The following is an 18,107-nucleotide window of genomic DNA, read 5'->3' as shown; positions in this document are numbered from 1 at the left end:
TATTGAGTAGAATATCTTGTTTATGTTACATACAAAATTGATAAAGATGACAAAAACTTTAAAAAACAAATCATCTTAAAAGAGAAAATTCAATGATTTATATCGAAGTTCTAGCTGGTCTGGTGATTTGGTTAAGTTTCTGGTCACTTATTCCTCGTGATGAGTGGTGGTTTCGTGGTGCCGACTTCCCTCGGTTGCAGATTCTATTTGTTGGTCTTTTAGCCTTTATAGGAATACTGTTTTGGCCCAACGATTGGAATCTCTGGCGTGAAGTCGTGCTGGCTGCGCTCATTGCTGCCATTGCCTATCAGCTTAAAATGATTTTGCCTTATACCTTGTTTTGGAAAAAACAGGTTAAACAGGTGAAGACATCTCAATTAGATCCACAAAAGCAGATTTCCTTAATTGTATCGAATGTGCTCACTCCTAATGATAAGTATCATTTATTGCTTGAACAGATCAGGACATTAAAACCAGATTTGCTGCTTACATTGGAAAGCGATACGACATGGGAAAATGCTTTAAGGGAGATCGAAGGTGACTATCCTTATCGCGTTCCTGTACCCTTAGATAACCTCTACGGCATGCATTTATATAGCCGTCTACCTTTATCAAATACTGAAGTTAAATTTATTCTCAGTGATGAAATTCCCTCTATTCATACCACTGTAACTTTACGGTCTGGTATGCCAGTTCAACTCTATTGTTTGCATCCTAAGCCCCCTAGTCCAACTGAGGCGAAGGATTCGACTTTACGCGATGCTGAACTTTTAATTGTGGGCGACCAAATTAAAGATCTAGATGAAAGCTGTATTGTGATGGGTGATTTAAACGATGTAGCGTGGTCACGTACTACACGGTTATTTCAACGAATTAGTGGATTACTGGATCCGCGTGTTGGGCGACATTTTATTAATACTTTTCATGCGGACTATCCTTTATTGCGCTGGTCTTTAGACCATATTTTCCATAGTACAGATTTCGGTTTAGTGAAGATGCAGCGTTTACCTCATATCGGATCTGATCATTTTCCTGTCTATGTGGTTTTGCAGACTGGTCGAATATTTGAGCATATTCAAGAGGAATTGGAACAAACTCAAGATGATGAAGAAGAGGCACAAAGAGCTATCCAAGAAGGAATTGCAAAGGCTGAAGCTGAAGAAAAAGTAGTAACTGATAAAATTGCACAGCCTTATAAATAAAAAGAATATAAAAAGTGATGTAAGCAATATCGTACAAAGATTTGAGTCTAGGGCGAATAGGCAGAGGGTTATAAAAACCTTATTCTACATTCATCGGCACACGGAACCGGGAATGGATAGTCCCACGTAAGGATACACAAAGCTGATATGGAATAGCATCACGGATCAGATGTTGGAACGGAAACGATAAAAATAACTATTAACCTGAAAGCACAACCTCATTTACCCGAGTTTTGCAGGATGCAGAACTCGGGTTGATATTTTTATATACCTTATTAAATTTATTGTAAATCAAATAAATATTTCCAATATTATTTTATTTTTAAAATCTATTTAATTCGCATTAAGCCTTCATAAATTTCATATACATCTGCGTAATTATTAATGAAAAAAGATACAAATTTTTTTTTATCTAAGTTTTTGTTTTTGTAGATTATTGATGAATAAATATAGGCTTTAATTTATTTAAAGATAAATTGGGGTTGTTTAATTAATAAATCTCAATAGAATGTGCCGATCGTTGACATGTTGGATCGTCAATAGGCATTGTTTTTTACTTCGCCGGATCGGCGGGTTGTGATTTGTTTGTACATTTAAATTTCTGTTTGGAAATTACTGTACATGTTGAGGTTTCACTCTTAGTTAGTGTTCTTCTCCCTCTCATATTTGATACTTTGCGGTGCATAAGGATTGTCTTATGAAGAATTTTAAATTTAGCCTTGCTTGGCAAATTTTAATTGCTTTAATCCTAGGGATAGTTGTCGGGGCTGTTTTACATAACCAGCCTGAAATCAAAGACAGTATTGTGAATAATGTTCTTACCCCACTTGGTAAGATCTTTATTAGCCTGATTAAAATGATTGTTATTCCAATCGTTTTCTCTACCTTGATTTTAGGTATTGCAGGTGTTGGCAGTACGAAAAGTTTAGGGCGACTTGGTTTTAAAACCATTCTCTATTTTGAAATTATTACGACTATTGCTATTTTAGTTGGCTTGGTTGCGGCAAATATTTTCCAACCAGGTGCTGGTGTAGATAAAGCGATGTTAGTGACGACTGATATTTCGCAATATCAGCATACAGCTCAAGAAGTTGGTTCTCAGTCACATGGATTGGTACAGACAATTTTGTCCATGATTCCAACCAATATTGTTAACTCTATGGCACACGGCGAAATGTTGCCTGTGATTTTCTTTGCTGTGTTGTTTGGTATTGGTCTGTCTTCATTGCCAGCAACCACTAAAGACCCATTGTTAAATGTGTTTCATGCAGTTTCAGAAACGATGTTCCGCGTAACGCACATCATCATGAAATATGCACCTGTGGGTGTGTTTGGTTTAATCGCAGTGACTGTTGCTAACTTTGGTTTTACTTCACTCATTCCATTAGCTAAATTGGTAGTGTTGGTTTATGCCGCTATCTTTTTCTTTGCTTTTGTGGTTTTGGGTATTACCGCAAAAATGTTTGGAATCAACATCTTTATCTTGTTTAAGATTTTAAAAGATGAATTGATTTTAGCATTCTCAACAGCAAGCTCGGAAACGGTTTTACCACGTATTATGCAAAAAATGGAAGCTTACGGTGCGCCAAAAGCAATTTCCAGCTTTGTGATTCCAACAGGTTATTCATTTAACCTTGATGGTTCTACACTTTACCAAAGTATCGCAGCAATTTTTATTGCACAGCTTTATGGTATAGATATGTCGATCGGTCAACAGGTAATCTTGGTTATTACTTTGATGATTACTTCTAAAGGTATTGCTGGTGTTCCTGGCGTATCATTTGTTGTCCTATTAGCAACTTTACATACTGTTGGTATCCCGCTTGAAGGCTTAGCATTTATTGCTGGTGTTGACCGTATTATGGATATGGCTCGTACTGCGTTGAACGTTGTTGGTAACGCACTTGCTGTACTTGTAATCAGTAAATGGGAAAAACAATACGACTCTGAAAAAGCTGCCGCTTATGAAGCAACATTTAAATAAGATAGCTTTCTTTTAGTTGTAAAAAACCCGCGAATATCGCGGGTTTTTTATTGGGTTATTTCAAAACGCGTTGGTAAAGTTCTATTGTTTGATCACACATATCTTTTAAGCTAAACATAGTGACAGGAGCAACGATTTGAGGTTGTTCAATATGCTTTTTCACAGTCTCGATTAATGCTTTTTCATTTTCTGCTTCAACAAGACCTTGTGGGTATACATTCGATAAAATCTCGGCAACACCGCCACGGTTCCAGCCAATGACTGGCGTACCCACTGAAAGCGCTTCTAAAGCTGTTCTACCGAATGTTTCGGCTTGATTGGATAGAGACAGCACAATATCGCTAAAAGCGAGCCATTCGCGAATATCTGAGCGATGGCCTACGAAGGTAATTTTATCTGCGAGCCCTTTGCTTTGGATAGTGCTTTGTAGTTCGTTTAAGTAAGCTTGCTTTTTGGCATCAGCCCCACCGACAACAACTGCATGTAGCTGAGGATATTGCGTCTGAAGTTGCTGCATCAGTTCAATTAAACTTTCATGCCCTTTTAAACGAGTAATACGGCCAGGCAGGCAGAGCAGAAATTTATTCTCCAGTTCTGGGAAATCATGAAAAACCTGATTAAACCATTGTGCTGAAGGTTGGTAGTTATGTGGAAAGGCTGTCGGGTCAATGCCACGGTAAATACGGACAATATCTTGCGGTGGACAGTTTTTATAATGGTCAGTGATGTACTTAACCACACTGTCAGAAACAGCAATGACTTTTTCAGCTTGAGTCATAATCGCACTATAACGATTAACCGAATAGAAACCATGTACAGTGCTAATGAGGTGAGGGCGTTTGTTTGCAGGTATTTTTCTTAAGGCAAAGTGAGTAAGCCAAGCTGGTACACGTGAGCGCACATGAACAATATCGGGTTGATGCTGTTCAATCAGCTTGCGTAAAGGACGAATTTGCCACAAGCTTGAAAGTGATTTTTTATGAATTGGTAGCGTTAAGTGAATAGAACCTTCAGCTTCAAGTTGAGATACTAATCGTCCGCCATTAGACACAACCAGAGATTGATGGCCCTGTGCAACAAGTGCGCGTGCAATTTCTAGCGTGCCGCGTTCTACGCCACCGCTATTGAGTTCTGGGAGAAGTTGCATCACTTTCATTGTTTTTTGCCTTTAGGTTGTAGCAAAGTGGGGGCTTGCGGTTTATTCATTCAATAGATGGAGTTTACTCCTTACTTTTGTTTTGGCAAAAGTAACAAAACCATTTGTTGGACTAACGACCCATCCCTGATGTCGTAGTCCAACAGGCGACATCCATGTCGCCTTCGCACGATAGTACATACTGGAGTTTATTTAGATATTTATAACTATAGTGCGATAATTATTGAAGGTTTCAGTAAATCTCTTCATATCCCTCAGGACGTGTCTTAAAACGACGATGGAACCACATATATTGAGTCGGTGCGATGCGAAGCTGATTTTCAATAATTTTATTAACTCGAGTTGCATCATCGACTTCATCTTCACTTGGCATATTGTCGACCGCAGATTCAATCAAAATATGATATTTAGGGTCTTGTACATCACCGTGACGATAAAAATATAAAGGAACGGCAACTGCCTTAGAGATTTTTAGTAAACGACGATGAGCAGTTACTGTGGCCGCTGGCACGCCAAAGAATGGTGCCATCACCCCTTGCTTGAGTCCAAAGTCTTGATCGGGGCTATACCAAATGGCATCGCCATCTTTAAGGTGACGAATTAAACCACGCATATCATCATGGTCGATTTGTGCTTTATAAATGGTGCCACGGCAACGATAAATCAGCATATCGAGCAATGGATTATTTTGAGGGCGGTACACAACATCTGGCTCGAAATATTGAGCACAAACATAGCCACCCGCATCAAGCAGCGTACTATGAGTACCCAATAATAAAACGCCTTTGCCCTGAGCTTGAGCATTGGTAATGTGTTCTAAGCCTTCAATGGTGACACGGTTTTTAAACCAGTAAGGCTTATACCATGCGTTTAATGTCTCAAAAATACCAAGCATCATATCTACAAAAACTTGCTTAGCTTGTTGCTGTACTTTTTCGGCTGACCATTCAGGAAAGCAAACTTCTAAATTACGAATAGTCGTTTTTCGGCGAGATTTTAAATATTTCCAAGCCAGATTTGCTAAGCCATGAGCTAGACGCCATTGGATTGCCCACGGCAAAATAGCCAAAAGCATTAAAAAAACAATGGCAATCCAAATACCCCAATATTTAGGCAATAAAAAGGACCATTGAAATTCACCGGGCGTATAAGTCTGCTTTTGGCTCATAACGATATAAAGAATTCAAAATTAAAACTGGCAAAAGTGTATCACGAACTGAATTTATCGTCGTAATACACTGTTGAATTGAGTGGTTAAGATAAGGACGTAAAACGCGGTTATCGGCGATTTTCTAAAAGAATACGAACAGCAAGCCCAGCTAGTACCGTTCCCATAAGCCAACGTTGTATATTTGCCCAAAGAGGCTTTTGTTGAAGAAAAAGGGCAATGCTACCCGCAGAAAGCACAATCAGCGCATTTACCGAGACGCTAACAAAAATTTGAATAGTACCGAGCTGAATGGATTGCCATAAAATACTGCCTTGCTGTGGATGAATAAACTGTGGCAATAACGATAAATACATAATTGCAATTTTAGGATTAAGTAGATTTGTAGCGAAACCTATTAAAAATAGTTTAGCTGGAGAGTCTACTGATAATTGCTTTACATCAAAAATTGGGGGTGCATTGGGACGTAGTGCTTTCCATGCTAGCCAGAGTAAATAAATTGCCCCTGCAATACGTATGGTGTCATAAGCATAAGGAACTGCAACAATAAGTGCTGTAATCCCGAAAGAAGCGCAAAGCATATAAAATACGAAGCCAACGCAGACACCAGCGAGTGAAATAAATCCCGCTGTTTTTCCTTGGCAAATTGAACGAGAAATAAGGTAAATCATGTTTGGGCCAGGGGTAAGCACCATCGCCAAACAGATTAATCCGAATGCTAAAATTTGAGAAAGATCTAGCATGAAAATACCCGAGTATTATTATATTGGTAGGTATAACATAATTATTTTGTATACAGCGAAACTTTATTTATTGTCTTTTTGAATTAAAAAATAAGAATAATTCAGTATGATATGAATATCCTGAATTCATAGAAATTTATGAGAAATCTCCATATCGATGCCACAAAAGGTGTCTTAATTTTTCTGGTTGTATTAGGTCATTACCTTGAAAGGTTAATTGGCTGGAACGAACCTCTAAATCAAGCGATTTTAGGGAGTATTTACTTTGTTCATATGCCAGCTTTTATTTTTATATCGGGCATGTTTTTTAAAGAAGAGAAAACCCTAGAAAAGTTAATTTACTTTTTATCGTTGTATTTGCCATTTCAACTTTTATTCCAATTGCTTGATGCTTTTTATAACGGAACTTTATGGAATTGGTCATTTCATTTGGTATGGTTTGCTAAGCCTTATTGGGTGTTATGGTATTTATTTGGCATGGTGGCTTGGACGTTTTTAGCTTTTTTTCTAAAAAAGACGGCATATCCAGTTTTGTTTTCAATAGTTTTAGCTTTACTTATTGGATGTTCACCCATCAATAATTACAGCTATTCGATTGGTCGAATTTTTGTTTTTTTACCCTTTTTTATGGCAGGGGCGATCTATGGTAAAACCATTTTTCAGTATATTCCGCAGTTGCCTTATGCAAAGTTATTTGCTGTTAGCACATTATTAATCATTACTGCTGTAGCCGCTATAAGTCATTATAGTTATTACTGGTTATTTGGCAGTTTGTCATATTTTCAATTACATGTAGATCTATGGCAGGGAATATTGATTCGCAGTGTAATTATGTTGTTATCGGCTATGGGTGCTTTGAGTTTATTTGTACTCACTCAAAATTTTAAACGATCATGGATCGGTTTAGGCCAAAAAACGCTGCCAGTTTATATATTGCATGGTTTTGTAATTATTGTTTTTACTCATCAATTAAGTTTTACATATTCGTTAGAGATTAATATTTTTATTAGTTTTGTTTTGACTATCCTCACTTGTATGGTTTTGCAGTTACAGATATTTGAACGTGTAATTCGCTTCATCTCTTTATTTGTTTATAAACCTTTTATGGCATTACTAGAAATTCTAAATCCAAAAAAAGGGCTTTAATTAAAAGCCCTTTTTTATTGATTAACTGCCTTTACTCATTTGCTCAAGTTCATCCCAACGCTCTAATTTTTCAAGTAATACCTCTTCAATTTCTGCGAGACGCTGACTTGCTTTAGTTGCTTCATCGGCATTACTGACAAACCACGAACCATCTGCCAGCTTGTCAGAAAGCTCTGCTTGTTCAACTTCCAGTTTCTCGATTTCAGCAGGAAGTTGTTCAAGTTCACGTTGGTCTTTATAGCTTAGTTTGACCTTTTTAAGGTTACTTTGTGCAGCGGCTTTTTCAGCTTCGGCTTTTGCCTGAGCTTTTTTTACGTCAGACTTTTGGTCTACGACTTTATCATCTGGACGCTGCTGCAAATAGTCTTGGTAGCCACCAATGTACTCTGCAATATTACCTTTACCATCAAAGACCCAAGTTGATGTTACGACGTTGTCCATAAATGCACGGTCATGCGAAATGAGTAATAGGGTACCTTTATATTCAGAAAGCATCTCTTCAAGTAGCTCAAGAGTCACCATATCCAAGTCATTGGTTGGTTCGTCCATCACAATCAGATTCGACGGTTTAAGTAATAATTTAGCAAGCAAAATACGGTTGCGCTCACCGCCAGAAAGGGCTTTTACTGGTGTACGTGCACGTTCAGGTGAAAACAAGAAATCTTGTAAATAGCTATAGATATGACGACGGTTACCATTTACATCAACAAAGTCAGAACCTTCTGAAACGTTTGCCATTACTGTTTTTTCAAGGTCTAAGGCATTACGTAATTGATCAAAATAAGCAACTTCTAACTGTGTACCTGTCTTAACAGAACCACCGTGCTCGATTTCACCTAAAATGGCTTTAATTAACGTCGTTTTACCGACACCGTTATCACCGACTAGACCAATACGGTCACCACGCATGACTAGTGTAGAGAAATCTTTAATCAGTGGTTTATCATCATAAGATACGCTTAGGTGCTCAATATCAAATACTAATTTACCAGAGCGATTTGCTTCTTGAGTCGCCATGCTCACTTTGCCTTGTTGTGAACGGCGAGCTTTCGATTCTTCACGTAAAGCTTTTAAGGCGCGCACACGACCTTCATTACGCGTACGACGAGCTTTAATCCCTTGGCGAATCCAAGCCTCTTCTTCAGCTAATTTTTTATCAAATAAAGCATTTTGTTTCTCTTCTGCTTCCATTTGCTGAGCTTTAAGCTCTAAGTAGCGTGAATAGTTGCCTTCGTAGCCGCGTAAAATGCCGCGATCAAGTTCAACAATTCGAGTCGCAATGCTGTCTACAAAAGAACGGTCATGCGAAATAAATAGTAGAGTTAAATTATTTTGATCGAGTAGGAATTTTTCTAGCCACTCAATACTTTCAACATCTAAATGGTTCGTTGGTTCGTCTAGAAGTAATACGTCTGGCTGTGTTAAAAGAGCACGAGCCAGTAAAACACGGCGTTTACGTCCACCTGAAAGGTCTGCCAAATCTGCATTTGGATCGAGTCCCATTTTACTTAACAGGGCATTGACCTTGTTTTCGAGTGCCCAGCCGTCGAGTTGGTCGAGCTTATGCTGTAGGTTGCCCATACGGTCACAAGCTTCCATGTCGCCAAGCATACAAGCATCAGTTGCTTCATGATAAGCTCTGAGTACTTCGGCAGCTTCGCCTGCGCCATCAGCCACAATGTCGGCAACTTTGCCAGAGTCCATTGGAACGTCTTGGGCTAACATTGAAACAGTTAAACCATTTTGAATAGAAACTTCACCAGAATCCGGTAATAGGCTTCCCTCGATCAGTTTAAGTAAAGTAGACTTACCTTCACCATTACGACCAATTAAACAGACTCGTTCGCCACGTTCTAGATTAAAGTTCGCGCCATCGAGCAGGGCAGGTCCGCCAAAAGCAAGTTGGACATCCCTTAGGGTAATATAGGCCATAATGTTTTCCAGAATCTCAAATGAGGATTTAAATGACTAAACCACCATATCATGATGATCAAGCGTCATTTTCCGCACCCATTGAAGATTTGCAAGTGCGAATTACATTTTTGGATGATTTAGTTGAACAATTAAATCAACAACTCGCTATTCAAACTCAAGAAATAGCTGATTTGAAAAAACAAATGCAATTTCTTTATCAACGTGTGGAATCATCGGATTTGTCAGAAGGCATTGCACCTTTTGATCCATTAACGAATAAACCTCCCCACTATTAATAAAAAGGCAAGTTCAATACTTGCCTTTTTATTTAGGAATATTGACAATTTTGTTTAAAAACCTTGTAAGACAATCTTCCCCTTTGTTGTCCCACTTTCAATTTGCTGATGAACTCGTTTTAAATTTTCAGCATTTATTGGACTTATAACTTCTGTCACAGTCGTCTTAATTTTTCCTTCATCAACCAGCTTGCTGACTTCATTTAATAGTTCACTTTGTTTTTGCATATCTTCGGTCTGGAACATTGAACGTGTAAACATAAATTCCCAATGTACAGATACAGACTTCGATTTAAACGGTTTGATATCTAACTGTTCAGGATCATCAATAAGTCCGAAACGGCCTTGCGGTGCAATCAACTCTACAATATCTGCTAAATGCTGATCTGTTTGAGTAGTCGAGAACACATATAAAGGTGCAGTTAAACCTAATTGCTTGATTTGGGCTGCTAAAGGTTGACGGTGATCTAACACATAATCTGCTCCAAGTTGCTTAACCCAGTCTTGAGTTTCTGCTCGTGAAGCTGTTGCAATAATTGTTAGGTTAGTCAGCTGTTTAAGAAGTTGAATGGTGATTGAGCCAACACCACCAGCTCCACCAATCACTAATATTGTTGTGTTTTCTGGCGCGTTCTTTGGAACTTGCAGGCGATCGAATAACATCTCCCAAGCCGTGATTGCAGTTAAAGGGAGAGCTGCAGCCTCGGTTGCTTCTAAAGTTTTTGGTTTATGGCCAACGATGCGTTCATCAACGAGTTGTAATTCGCTATTACTACCTTGACGATTAAGAGCACCTGCATACCAAACGATATCGCCAATCTTAAATTGAGTAACTTTATCTCCAATCGCTTCAACGATACCTACTGCGTCCCAGCCAAGCGTTTTCCACTGATTATTCTCAGGGTTTACATTCTTTCGAATTTTAGTATCTACCGGATTTACTGAGACAGCTTGTACACAAACAAGTAAATCGTGTCCTTCAGCAATAGGTGCATCGAGTTCAATATCAACGAGTGCTTCTGGCGATGTAATGGGACCAGCTTTTTGATATGCCACAGCTTTCATAATTATCATTCCTCTTGTTGAGAGTTTGATCATAACGTAAGCTTAAAATAAGTGACTACAGACAAATAACGCTCATAGTGTCAAAAAGGATACTGTAAAATGGCAAAAGCAAGACACTCAAGTTTTGATTGCTCTCCGGGTTGTTCAGTGGAGGCTGCGATTAGCTTGATTGATGGGAAATGGAAATGCGTCATTCTTTGGCATTTATTTAATGAAGGCACCTTGAGGTTTAACGAAATTCGAAAGCGTGTTCCGAGTATTACCCAAAGAATGCTGACAAATCAGCTACGTGAATTGGAACAAGATGGAATTATTCATCGGGAAGTCTATCCTCAGGTACCACCTAAAGTAGAATACTGCCTGACTGATTTGGGACAAAGTCTTGAGAAAATTCTGTTTGCTTTAAAACAGTGGGGGGATGCTCATATTGACCAGTTTGGAAAGCTGACACTTGTTGATGGCCATTCGAATCCTTAATGATATTTGTGTCAGCTCATCGCAATTTGCACTGTGAAATCTGACTATTTTGAAGCGTGTCCCTGTATCGGGCATTATTTTTATGATGAAACTTGCGTTTTCTGGTCAGCTTATGCAACTCTAATAAAAGAGATTAATAGGTTTTGCTATGGACAATATGGGAATTTGGGTTACCGTTATCATTGTTCTTTTCGTACTAGGCTCCATTTTTGGTTTAAGAGTGAGCCCACGTGAAAAGGCACTTGGTATTATGCGTGATAAAGCTCGTAAAATGGGTTTACACCCGCGTGTAATCGTTGCACCTGAATGGACACATGTCCCAATGGCGACTGAAAAGCGTGCCAGTATGGTTGCTTATTATAGTGTATTGATTCCCGATGCCCGTTTATCTTTAATGCGTGCTCGCGTTATAGACGGCAAATTAAAAGTGGTTCAGGGTGATGAGAAATTTAATGATTCTCCCATTGCATTAAAAGGGATTTATGCTATTGATATGCAGGCAAACTGTGTAGGGCTTTATTGGGATGAGGAATCAGACCTGAGAGCAACACAATTAGATGAGATGAAGGCTTATCTGTTGAACTTGGCTAAAGCCTGATTTTTAAATTTATTGGTATAGGAATAACATTTTATATGGCGAATACCTCGCGCTCTGCATCTCAAAGCACAGCATCTACTGCACCTGCTGCACATAAACGTGCCTTAGTGATTGTGGAGTCGCCTGCCAAAGCGAAAACCATCAATAAATATCTGGGTTCGCAATACATTGTAAAGTCTTCTGTAGGTCACGTGCGTGATTTGCCAACAGGTGGCAGTAAATCAACTGAGAAAAAGCCGGCTGCACGGACTAAACTCACTGAAGCGGAAAAAGAACAAAAAGCCAGTCAGGCTTTAGTTAATCGTATGGGGGTTGACCCTGAACATGGTTGGGAAGCTCATTACGAAGTTCTGCCAGGTAAGGAAAATGTTGTTGCTGAACTAAAGAAACTCGCCAAAGATGCTGATGCAATCTATCTCGCAACGGACTTGGATAGAGAAGGGGAAGCCATTGCTTGGCACCTAAGAGAAGTTATTGGTGGTGATGACAGTCGTTATCATCGCGTGGTATTTAACGAAATTACTAAAAATGCCATTCAAGAAGCATTTAAACAACCTACGCGCCTAGATTTAAACCGAGTTAATGCTCAGCAAGCACGCCGTTTCTTAGACCGTGTTGTTGGCTTTATGGTTTCACCATTACTTTGGGAAAAGATTGCCCGTGGTTTATCGGCAGGTCGTGTACAGTCTGTAGCAGTGAAACTGGTTGTAGAGCGTGAAAGAGAAATTCGTGCTTTTATTCCAGAAGAATATTGGCAAGTGTTTGCAGATACTCAAGCCAAGAAAGATGACATTCGTCTTGAAGCAGTTAAGCAAGCTGGTAAAACCCTTAAACTGAAAAATAAAGCTGAAACTGATGCTTTATTGGATGTTTTAAAAGGTGCTGAATATAAAGTTGCACAGCGTGAAGATAAACCGACTAAGGTAAATCCAAGTGCACCGTATATCACTTCAACGCTGCAACAGGCTGCAAGTACACGTCTAGGTTTTTCTGTAAAGAAGACCATGATGCTAGCGCAGCGTCTATATGAAGCAGGTTTTATTACCTATATGCGTACTGACTCAACGTTCTTGAGTGACGATGCAGTAAGCATGGTACGTGCTCATATTGAAAGCCAATTTGGTGAGAAGTATTTACCTGCAAAACCAAACCGCTATGGAAACAAAGCCGGTGCTCAAGAAGCCCATGAAGCAATTCGTCCTTCTAATGTTGCGCTTACAGGTGACCAACTTGCAGGTGTAGAGCGTGATGCTCAGCGTTTGTATGATTTGATCTGGCGTCAGTTTGTTGCTTGTCAAATGACTCCAGCAGAATATTTATCTTCAACTTTAACGGTTGAAGCTGCTGATGTTGAATTGAAGGCAAAAGGCCGTACGCTTGTATTTGATGGTTTTACACGAGTGCGTGGTGCCAACAAGTCTGATGACGATATTATTTTGCCTGCAATTAAAGTAGGCGAAATTTTAAAATTAGAGAAGTTAGACCCAAGTCAGCACTTTACTAAACCACCTGCACGTTTTACTGAAGCTTCTTTGGTTAAAGAACTCGAAAAACGTAGTATTGGTCGTCCTTCGACTTATGCAGCGATTATTTCTACGATTCAAGAACGTGGCTACGTTAAGTTAGAAAACCGTCGTCTTTTCGCCGAAAAAATGGGTGAAATTGTCACGGATCGTCTTGATGAAAGTTTCAATAACTTGATGAACTATGCATTTACAGCAGACCTTGAGGGGCAGCTCGATAAAGTTGCAACAGGCGAGCGTAACTGGAAAGAGTTACTTGATACTTTCTATGGTGATTTCAAGAAACGTCTTACCAATGCTCAAGGCGAGCACGGCATGCGCCGTAACCAACCGGTTGAAGTGCCCGCGGTACATTGTCCTGAATGTTCACGTCCAATGCAGATTCGTACAGGTACAACAGGCGTGTTCTTAGGTTGTTCTGGTTATAACTTACCGCCTAAAGAGCGTTGTAAAGGTACTTTGAACTTAACACCTGTTGAGTCCTTAGCTGCTCTTTCTGATGATGATGGTGCTGAAACCGCAGACTTGATGTCAAAACATCGTTGTGCAAAATGTGGCACAGCCATGGACAGCTATGTAATTGATGGTGGTCGTAAACTACATGTATGTGGTAACAATCCCGACTGTGACGGTTTTGAGCTTGAAGAAGGCGAGTTCAAGATTAAAGGCTACGATGGACCAACCATTCCGTGTGATAAATGTGATGGTGAAATGCAGCTTAAGACTGGTCGTTTTGGTCCGTATTTCGCTTGTACAAGCTGTGACAATACTCGTAAGGTCTTGAAAAGCGGTCAGCCTGCACCTCCACGTGTAGAACCGATCAAGATGGAACATTTGCGCTCAACAAAGCATGATGACTATTTCGTGTTGCGTGATGGTGCTGCTGGTCTGTTTTTGGCCGCAAGTAAATTCCCGAAAATTCGTGAAACACGTGCGCCAAAAGTTGCGGAATTGCGTAGTGTTGCTGCTCAGCTTGATCCTAAATATCAATTTATTTTACAAGCACCAGACGTGGACCCTGAAGGTAATCCGACAGTTGTGAAATTCAGTCGTAAGAATCAATCACAATATGTAGGTTCGGAAACTCCAGAAGGCAAACAAACCAAATGGAGCCTAATTTATCAAAATGGTAAATGGGTTGAGGGCTAATTAAGTCCACAATAAAAAATGCTAGCTCAGCTAGCATTTTTTATATCTAAAACAATAAAAGAAAATTTTAAATGCATGGGGAAAAAGAATGTGGAAAAACATTCGAGTTTTATGTTTGTTAATTATTTTATTGATTGTTGCTGTTCAGGCATGGCGAGATCAAAACCAAGACTGGAATCAACCTATTGTTGTCGTTTTACATCCTATTAATGCAGACGGTTTGCAGACAACACAGAGCTATATTTATCAGTTGCAATACACTGATTTTGATAAAATAAAAAATTATTTAGGAGAATGGTCGCAGCATTATCGTGGTCAATCAGGAAACTTTGTAATTCGTTTAGGTCAGCCATTACAGCAACGACCTCCTGAGGTTCCTCAAAATGCCAATATCTTTCATGTGATGTGGTGGAGTTTAAAGTTCCGTTTTTATGCATGGCGACATCAACAATCTGAAGACAATGGGGCATCACTTAAACTTTATTTAAATTATTACGATCCCCATTATCAAAAAGTTTTGATCCATTCGACTGCTTTGGAAAAAGGTCGTATTGGTAGTGTGAATTTATTTGCGACCAACACACAAGCTTCCCAAAATCAGGTCGTGATTGTTCATGAGCTATTACATGGCTTTGGGGCACAAGACAAATATGATTTAAAAACTGGTCAACCGCTTTATCCTCTAGGTTATGCGTACCCTGAAAAAGTGCCTTTATATCCGCAGACTGACGCTGAAATCATGGGTGGTCGAACACCATTATCCGAGCAGAGCAGTAAAATGCCGAATGGTTTACATGAAACAATAATAGGTTTACCTACAGCTCAAGAAATTGGTTGGGTGAAATAAAATTGTGGATAAATACTGCTTTATCCACATTAATTGATAAGAAACGATGCAGATTTTATACAGACAAAAAATGTGAAGTGGATCACTATTATTAGGTAGATGAAATTCTAATACCTGATAATAAGAGTGGCCATGATGAAAACTGTCGGTAATGATTTGGTGCGCAATCAGTTACATGCTGATCGTAAGTGGTATTTGATATTAGGCTTTGTGCTTATTGGCTTCGGTCTGATTTTGTTTAGTTCATTACCATTTGCGACCTTTTCTGTCGTTTTTTTATTTGGAATACTCATGATGGTCGGAGGTGTTTTACATCTTGTTGCGGCTATTAGTGTTTTTAAAGGTGCAAGCCGATGGTTATGGGCACTGTTTGGCATACTTTATTTAATAGCGGGTTATTACGCTTTTTCTACTCCTGTAAAAACAGCGGTAGTTTTAACAAGCTTACTATCGATTGCACTTATCATCGCTGGGACTATACGTACAATAAACGCAATTTTACTTAAGCCAATTACGGGCTGGGGTTGGACTTTATTCTCCGGATTATTAACACTCGCTACAGGTATTTTAATTTTGGTTTCTAAAGATTCACCTTTTTGGGTGTTAGGAATGTTCCTTGCTATTGATATCCTATTTCAAGGAATTAATTTTCTAGGTTTGGCTTCTGCGATTAAGCACCTACCATCTAGTTCAAAAACAATATCTTAAATAAGAAAATTGAATCAAAGAGCACTTTAGGTGCTCTTTTTGTTTTTATGACGGGCAGACGCATCTATGGTTGGGTCTGTTAAACTATGTCTTGGTGTTTTAGCGATATGTGTTATGAGTCTTGCAAAATTAATTAATGAACTAAATGCTCAGCAAAAAAAAGCAGCCACGACATCTGCGCAGAACTGTTTAGTTTTGGCGGGCGCTGGTTGTGGCAAGACAAAGACAATTGTTGCACGTGCCGCCTATTTAATTGATCAAGGCTTACCAGCGAATCAAATCCAGATTTTAACTTTTACTCGACGTGCTGCGAGTGAGATTGTTGCAAGAGTAGAGCAGCATGTAGGAGCACAGGCAAAGGGCCTAAGAGCTTCGACTTTTCATACTTTTTGTATGTATTTACTGCGCCGTAATCCACAAGCTTTTGGCTTAAATCAATTTAGTATTATTGATCGCGATGATCAGTTACTGATGTTCCGTTTATTAAGAGGTAAAGACAAAGATAATGTTTTACCTAAAGCGGCAGAGCTGTGTGATTTATATTCCTATGCAAGAAATACTCAAACCAAGCTTTCTGAAGCACTGCTTAAGCAACTTCCAGAAGCCTATGAGCACAAGGCACAAATTGCTGAGTTGATGAAAACTTATGAGCAACGTAAAAGAGAGCGTAATTTTTTAGATTACGACGATATCTTGTCGATTGTGGCTGTTCATTTACAAAACTCAGAAGCGTTGACCAATTGGGTGGCAGGCTTTTGTCAGGCATTGCTAGTTGATGAAATGCAAGATACAAACCCTTTGCAATGGGCTTTGTTGCAGCCCTTAATTGGTAAAGTGAAGTTATTTTGCGTGGGTGATGACGCTCAGTCCATTTATGGCTTTCGTGGCGCAGACTTTGAAAATATTCATTCTTTTAAAGAACGAATACCCGATGCAGAAGTACTTACACTCGCTTTAAATTATCGCTCGACTCAAGAAATTCTAGATTTATCAAATTGGTTGTTGGCACATAGCCCAATTGATTATCAAAAACAGCTACAAGCACATCGTGGCCAAGGGCAAAAGCCACAGCTACATTTGTTTGGTAATGAGTTTGAAGAAGCAAACTGGATTGCACAAGATTTAATAACGCGCCATCAGCAAGGTGCAAACTGGCATGACCACATGGTGTTAGTCCGTTCTGGCTATAGTGCCCGATATCTAGAAGGGGCTTTTATTGCTGCTGAAATACCTTATCGTTTTATTGGCGGGGTAAAGCTTCTTGAGTCGGCCCATGTAAAGGATGTGCTCAGTCTCTTACGTATTGTGAGTAACCCTCACGATGATTTGGCTTGGATGCGCTTTTTAACCTTATGGGATGGGATTGGCGATGTTGGAGCGAGTAAGTTAGCCCAAGAGCTGATGGGAATTGTTGATGTCGAGGAGCGCTGTCAGCGACTTGAACGCCATGGCAAGGTACCACTACAAGCGATTTTAATTTTAAAACAGCTAGATGTATTACAGCAGCATGTTGAGGTAAGTATTGGCTTGGCTCTTGATGCTTTAGGTGAACAGCTAGAGCAGAATTATAAAACTAAAGATTGGTCACGTCGTTTAAAAGACTTTGATTTGGTTAAGCAACTTGCACGAAAGCATGCGTCGTTAGGTGAATTCCTTGAGGAATATGTACTTGAGCCGATTTCAGTTTCTGAAATTGAAAAAGCTGCTGATCAAGATTTAGTAACTTTAATTACGATTCATTCAGCTAAGGGTGCCGAACAGAAAGTTTGTTATGTACCTCACGTATCGCCAAATCAATATCCTTATGCAAGGGCTCAGGGTGATTTTGATGATGTTGAGGAAGAACGCCGTGTGCTATATGTTGCCTTAACGCGTGCTGAAAATGAATTAATTTTGACGAAGCAAAACCTTAATACGTGGTCGCAAGACACTTATGATGAGCAAGGTCGTAAAGTTGAGAGTTATTTCTTAAATGATCTGCCTGCACACTTGGTTCAAGCAAAAATTCATAGGCAAGTACCTCAGCAATTTACTAAAAAACAATGGAACAGATCTCCTGCAGTAAATTTAGGTTTTGGTATCGATCTGGACTAAACTACTGTATAAGACGCTGTGATTACTTAAATGTATA

The 18,107-nt window shown here is 39.3% G+C and carries 15 protein-coding genes; 10 read left to right on the top strand and 5 right to left on the bottom strand.

What is annotated here, in order from left to right; genetic code table 11:
• Positions 1-92: 92 nt before the first annotated feature.
• Positions 93-1,202, top strand: a complete 1,110-nt coding sequence (locus AC52J8_RS16040) for an endonuclease/exonuclease/phosphatase family protein (protein ID WP_086400293.1) — start codon at positions 93-95, stop codon at positions 1,200-1,202.
• A gap of 697 nt (positions 1,203-1,899) precedes the next feature.
• Positions 1,900-3,186, top strand: a complete 1,287-nt coding sequence (gltP, locus tag AC52J8_RS16035) for a glutamate/aspartate:proton symporter GltP (protein ID WP_002114864.1) — start codon at positions 1,900-1,902, stop codon at positions 3,184-3,186.
• 55 nt (positions 3,187-3,241) lie between these two features.
• Here the strand turns inward: gltP and AC52J8_RS16030 are convergent, their stop codons facing one another.
• From AC52J8_RS16030 to AC52J8_RS16020, 3 genes are all read right to left on the bottom strand, one after another.
• A complete protein-coding gene (locus AC52J8_RS16030) occupies positions 3,242-4,342 on the bottom strand; it encodes a glycosyltransferase family 4 protein (protein ID WP_086400292.1) in 1,101 nt (366 codons plus the stop codon).
• A gap of 232 nt (positions 4,343-4,574) precedes the next feature.
• Positions 4,575-5,510, bottom strand: coding sequence for an LpxL/LpxP family acyltransferase (locus AC52J8_RS16025; RefSeq protein WP_086393940.1), 936 nt, complete (start codon positions 5,508-5,510; stop codon positions 4,575-4,577).
• A 110-nt stretch (positions 5,511-5,620) separates the two neighbouring features.
• The gene (locus tag AC52J8_RS16020) at positions 5,621-6,253 is read right to left on the bottom strand and encodes a LysE family translocator (protein WP_044101288.1); all 633 of its coding nucleotides are present in this window, start codon (positions 6,251-6,253) and stop codon (positions 5,621-5,623) included.
• 138 nt (positions 6,254-6,391) lie between these two features.
• Between AC52J8_RS16020 and AC52J8_RS16015 the strand changes: the two genes are divergently transcribed.
• The gene (locus AC52J8_RS16015; protein ID WP_044101287.1) at positions 6,392-7,399 is read left to right on the top strand and encodes an acyltransferase family protein; all 1,008 of its coding nucleotides are present in this window, start codon (positions 6,392-6,394) and stop codon (positions 7,397-7,399) included.
• A 21-nt stretch (positions 7,400-7,420) separates the two neighbouring features.
• Here AC52J8_RS16015 and AC52J8_RS16010 read toward each other — a convergent pair whose 3' ends face one another.
• Entirely contained in the window at positions 7,421-9,331 is a 1,911-nt protein-coding gene (locus AC52J8_RS16010; RefSeq protein WP_086400291.1) for an ATP-binding cassette domain-containing protein, read from the bottom strand.
• Between the two features lie 32 nt (positions 9,332-9,363).
• On the opposite strand from AC52J8_RS16010, the gene AC52J8_RS16005 reads away from it, so the two are divergent.
• Positions 9,364-9,609 carry a SlyX family protein gene (locus AC52J8_RS16005; RefSeq protein ID WP_002115104.1) on the top strand — a complete coding sequence of 82 codons (246 nt, stop codon included), beginning with the start codon at positions 9,364-9,366 and terminating at the stop codon, positions 9,607-9,609.
• Between the two features lie 54 nt (positions 9,610-9,663).
• Here AC52J8_RS16005 and AC52J8_RS16000 read toward each other — a convergent pair whose 3' ends face one another.
• Entirely contained in the window at positions 9,664-10,674 is a 1,011-nt protein-coding gene (locus AC52J8_RS16000) for a zinc-binding alcohol dehydrogenase family protein (protein ID WP_086400290.1), read from the bottom strand.
• Positions 10,675-10,773: 99 nt separating this feature from the next.
• On the opposite strand from AC52J8_RS16000, the gene AC52J8_RS15995 reads away from it, so the two are divergent.
• The 6 genes from AC52J8_RS15995 (at position 10,774) to AC52J8_RS15970 (ending at position 18,070) form a co-directional block, all read left to right on the top strand.
• On the top strand, positions 10,774-11,151 hold the full coding sequence (locus tag AC52J8_RS15995) for a winged helix-turn-helix transcriptional regulator (RefSeq protein WP_017482014.1): 378 nt from the start codon (positions 10,774-10,776) through the stop codon (positions 11,149-11,151).
• A 148-nt stretch (positions 11,152-11,299) separates the two neighbouring features.
• Positions 11,300-11,749, top strand: coding sequence for a hypothetical protein (locus AC52J8_RS15990; protein ID WP_004842579.1), 450 nt, complete (start codon positions 11,300-11,302; stop codon positions 11,747-11,749).
• A 35-nt stretch (positions 11,750-11,784) separates the two neighbouring features.
• On the top strand, positions 11,785-14,421 hold the full coding sequence (gene topA / locus AC52J8_RS15985; protein WP_005079182.1) for a type I DNA topoisomerase: 2,637 nt from the start codon (positions 11,785-11,787) through the stop codon (positions 14,419-14,421).
• 88 nt (positions 14,422-14,509) lie between these two features.
• The gene (locus AC52J8_RS15980) at positions 14,510-15,268 is read left to right on the top strand and encodes a hypothetical protein (protein WP_086400289.1); all 759 of its coding nucleotides are present in this window, start codon (positions 14,510-14,512) and stop codon (positions 15,266-15,268) included.
• Between the two features lie 126 nt (positions 15,269-15,394).
• Positions 15,395-15,976 (top strand): HdeD family acid-resistance protein, encoded by a 582-nt coding sequence (locus AC52J8_RS15975; protein ID WP_086400288.1) that lies wholly within the window; start codon positions 15,395-15,397, stop codon positions 15,974-15,976.
• A 114-nt stretch (positions 15,977-16,090) separates the two neighbouring features.
• Positions 16,091-18,070, top strand: a complete 1,980-nt coding sequence (locus AC52J8_RS15970; RefSeq protein ID WP_086400287.1) for an ATP-dependent helicase — start codon at positions 16,091-16,093, stop codon at positions 18,068-18,070.
• Positions 18,071-18,107 lie beyond the last annotated feature (37 nt).

This window comes from Acinetobacter sp. S-1 (genome assembly GCF_059579785.1).
The sequence above is the reverse complement of the archived record's forward strand: the minus strand, read 5'-3'. Positions and strand labels throughout refer to the sequence as shown.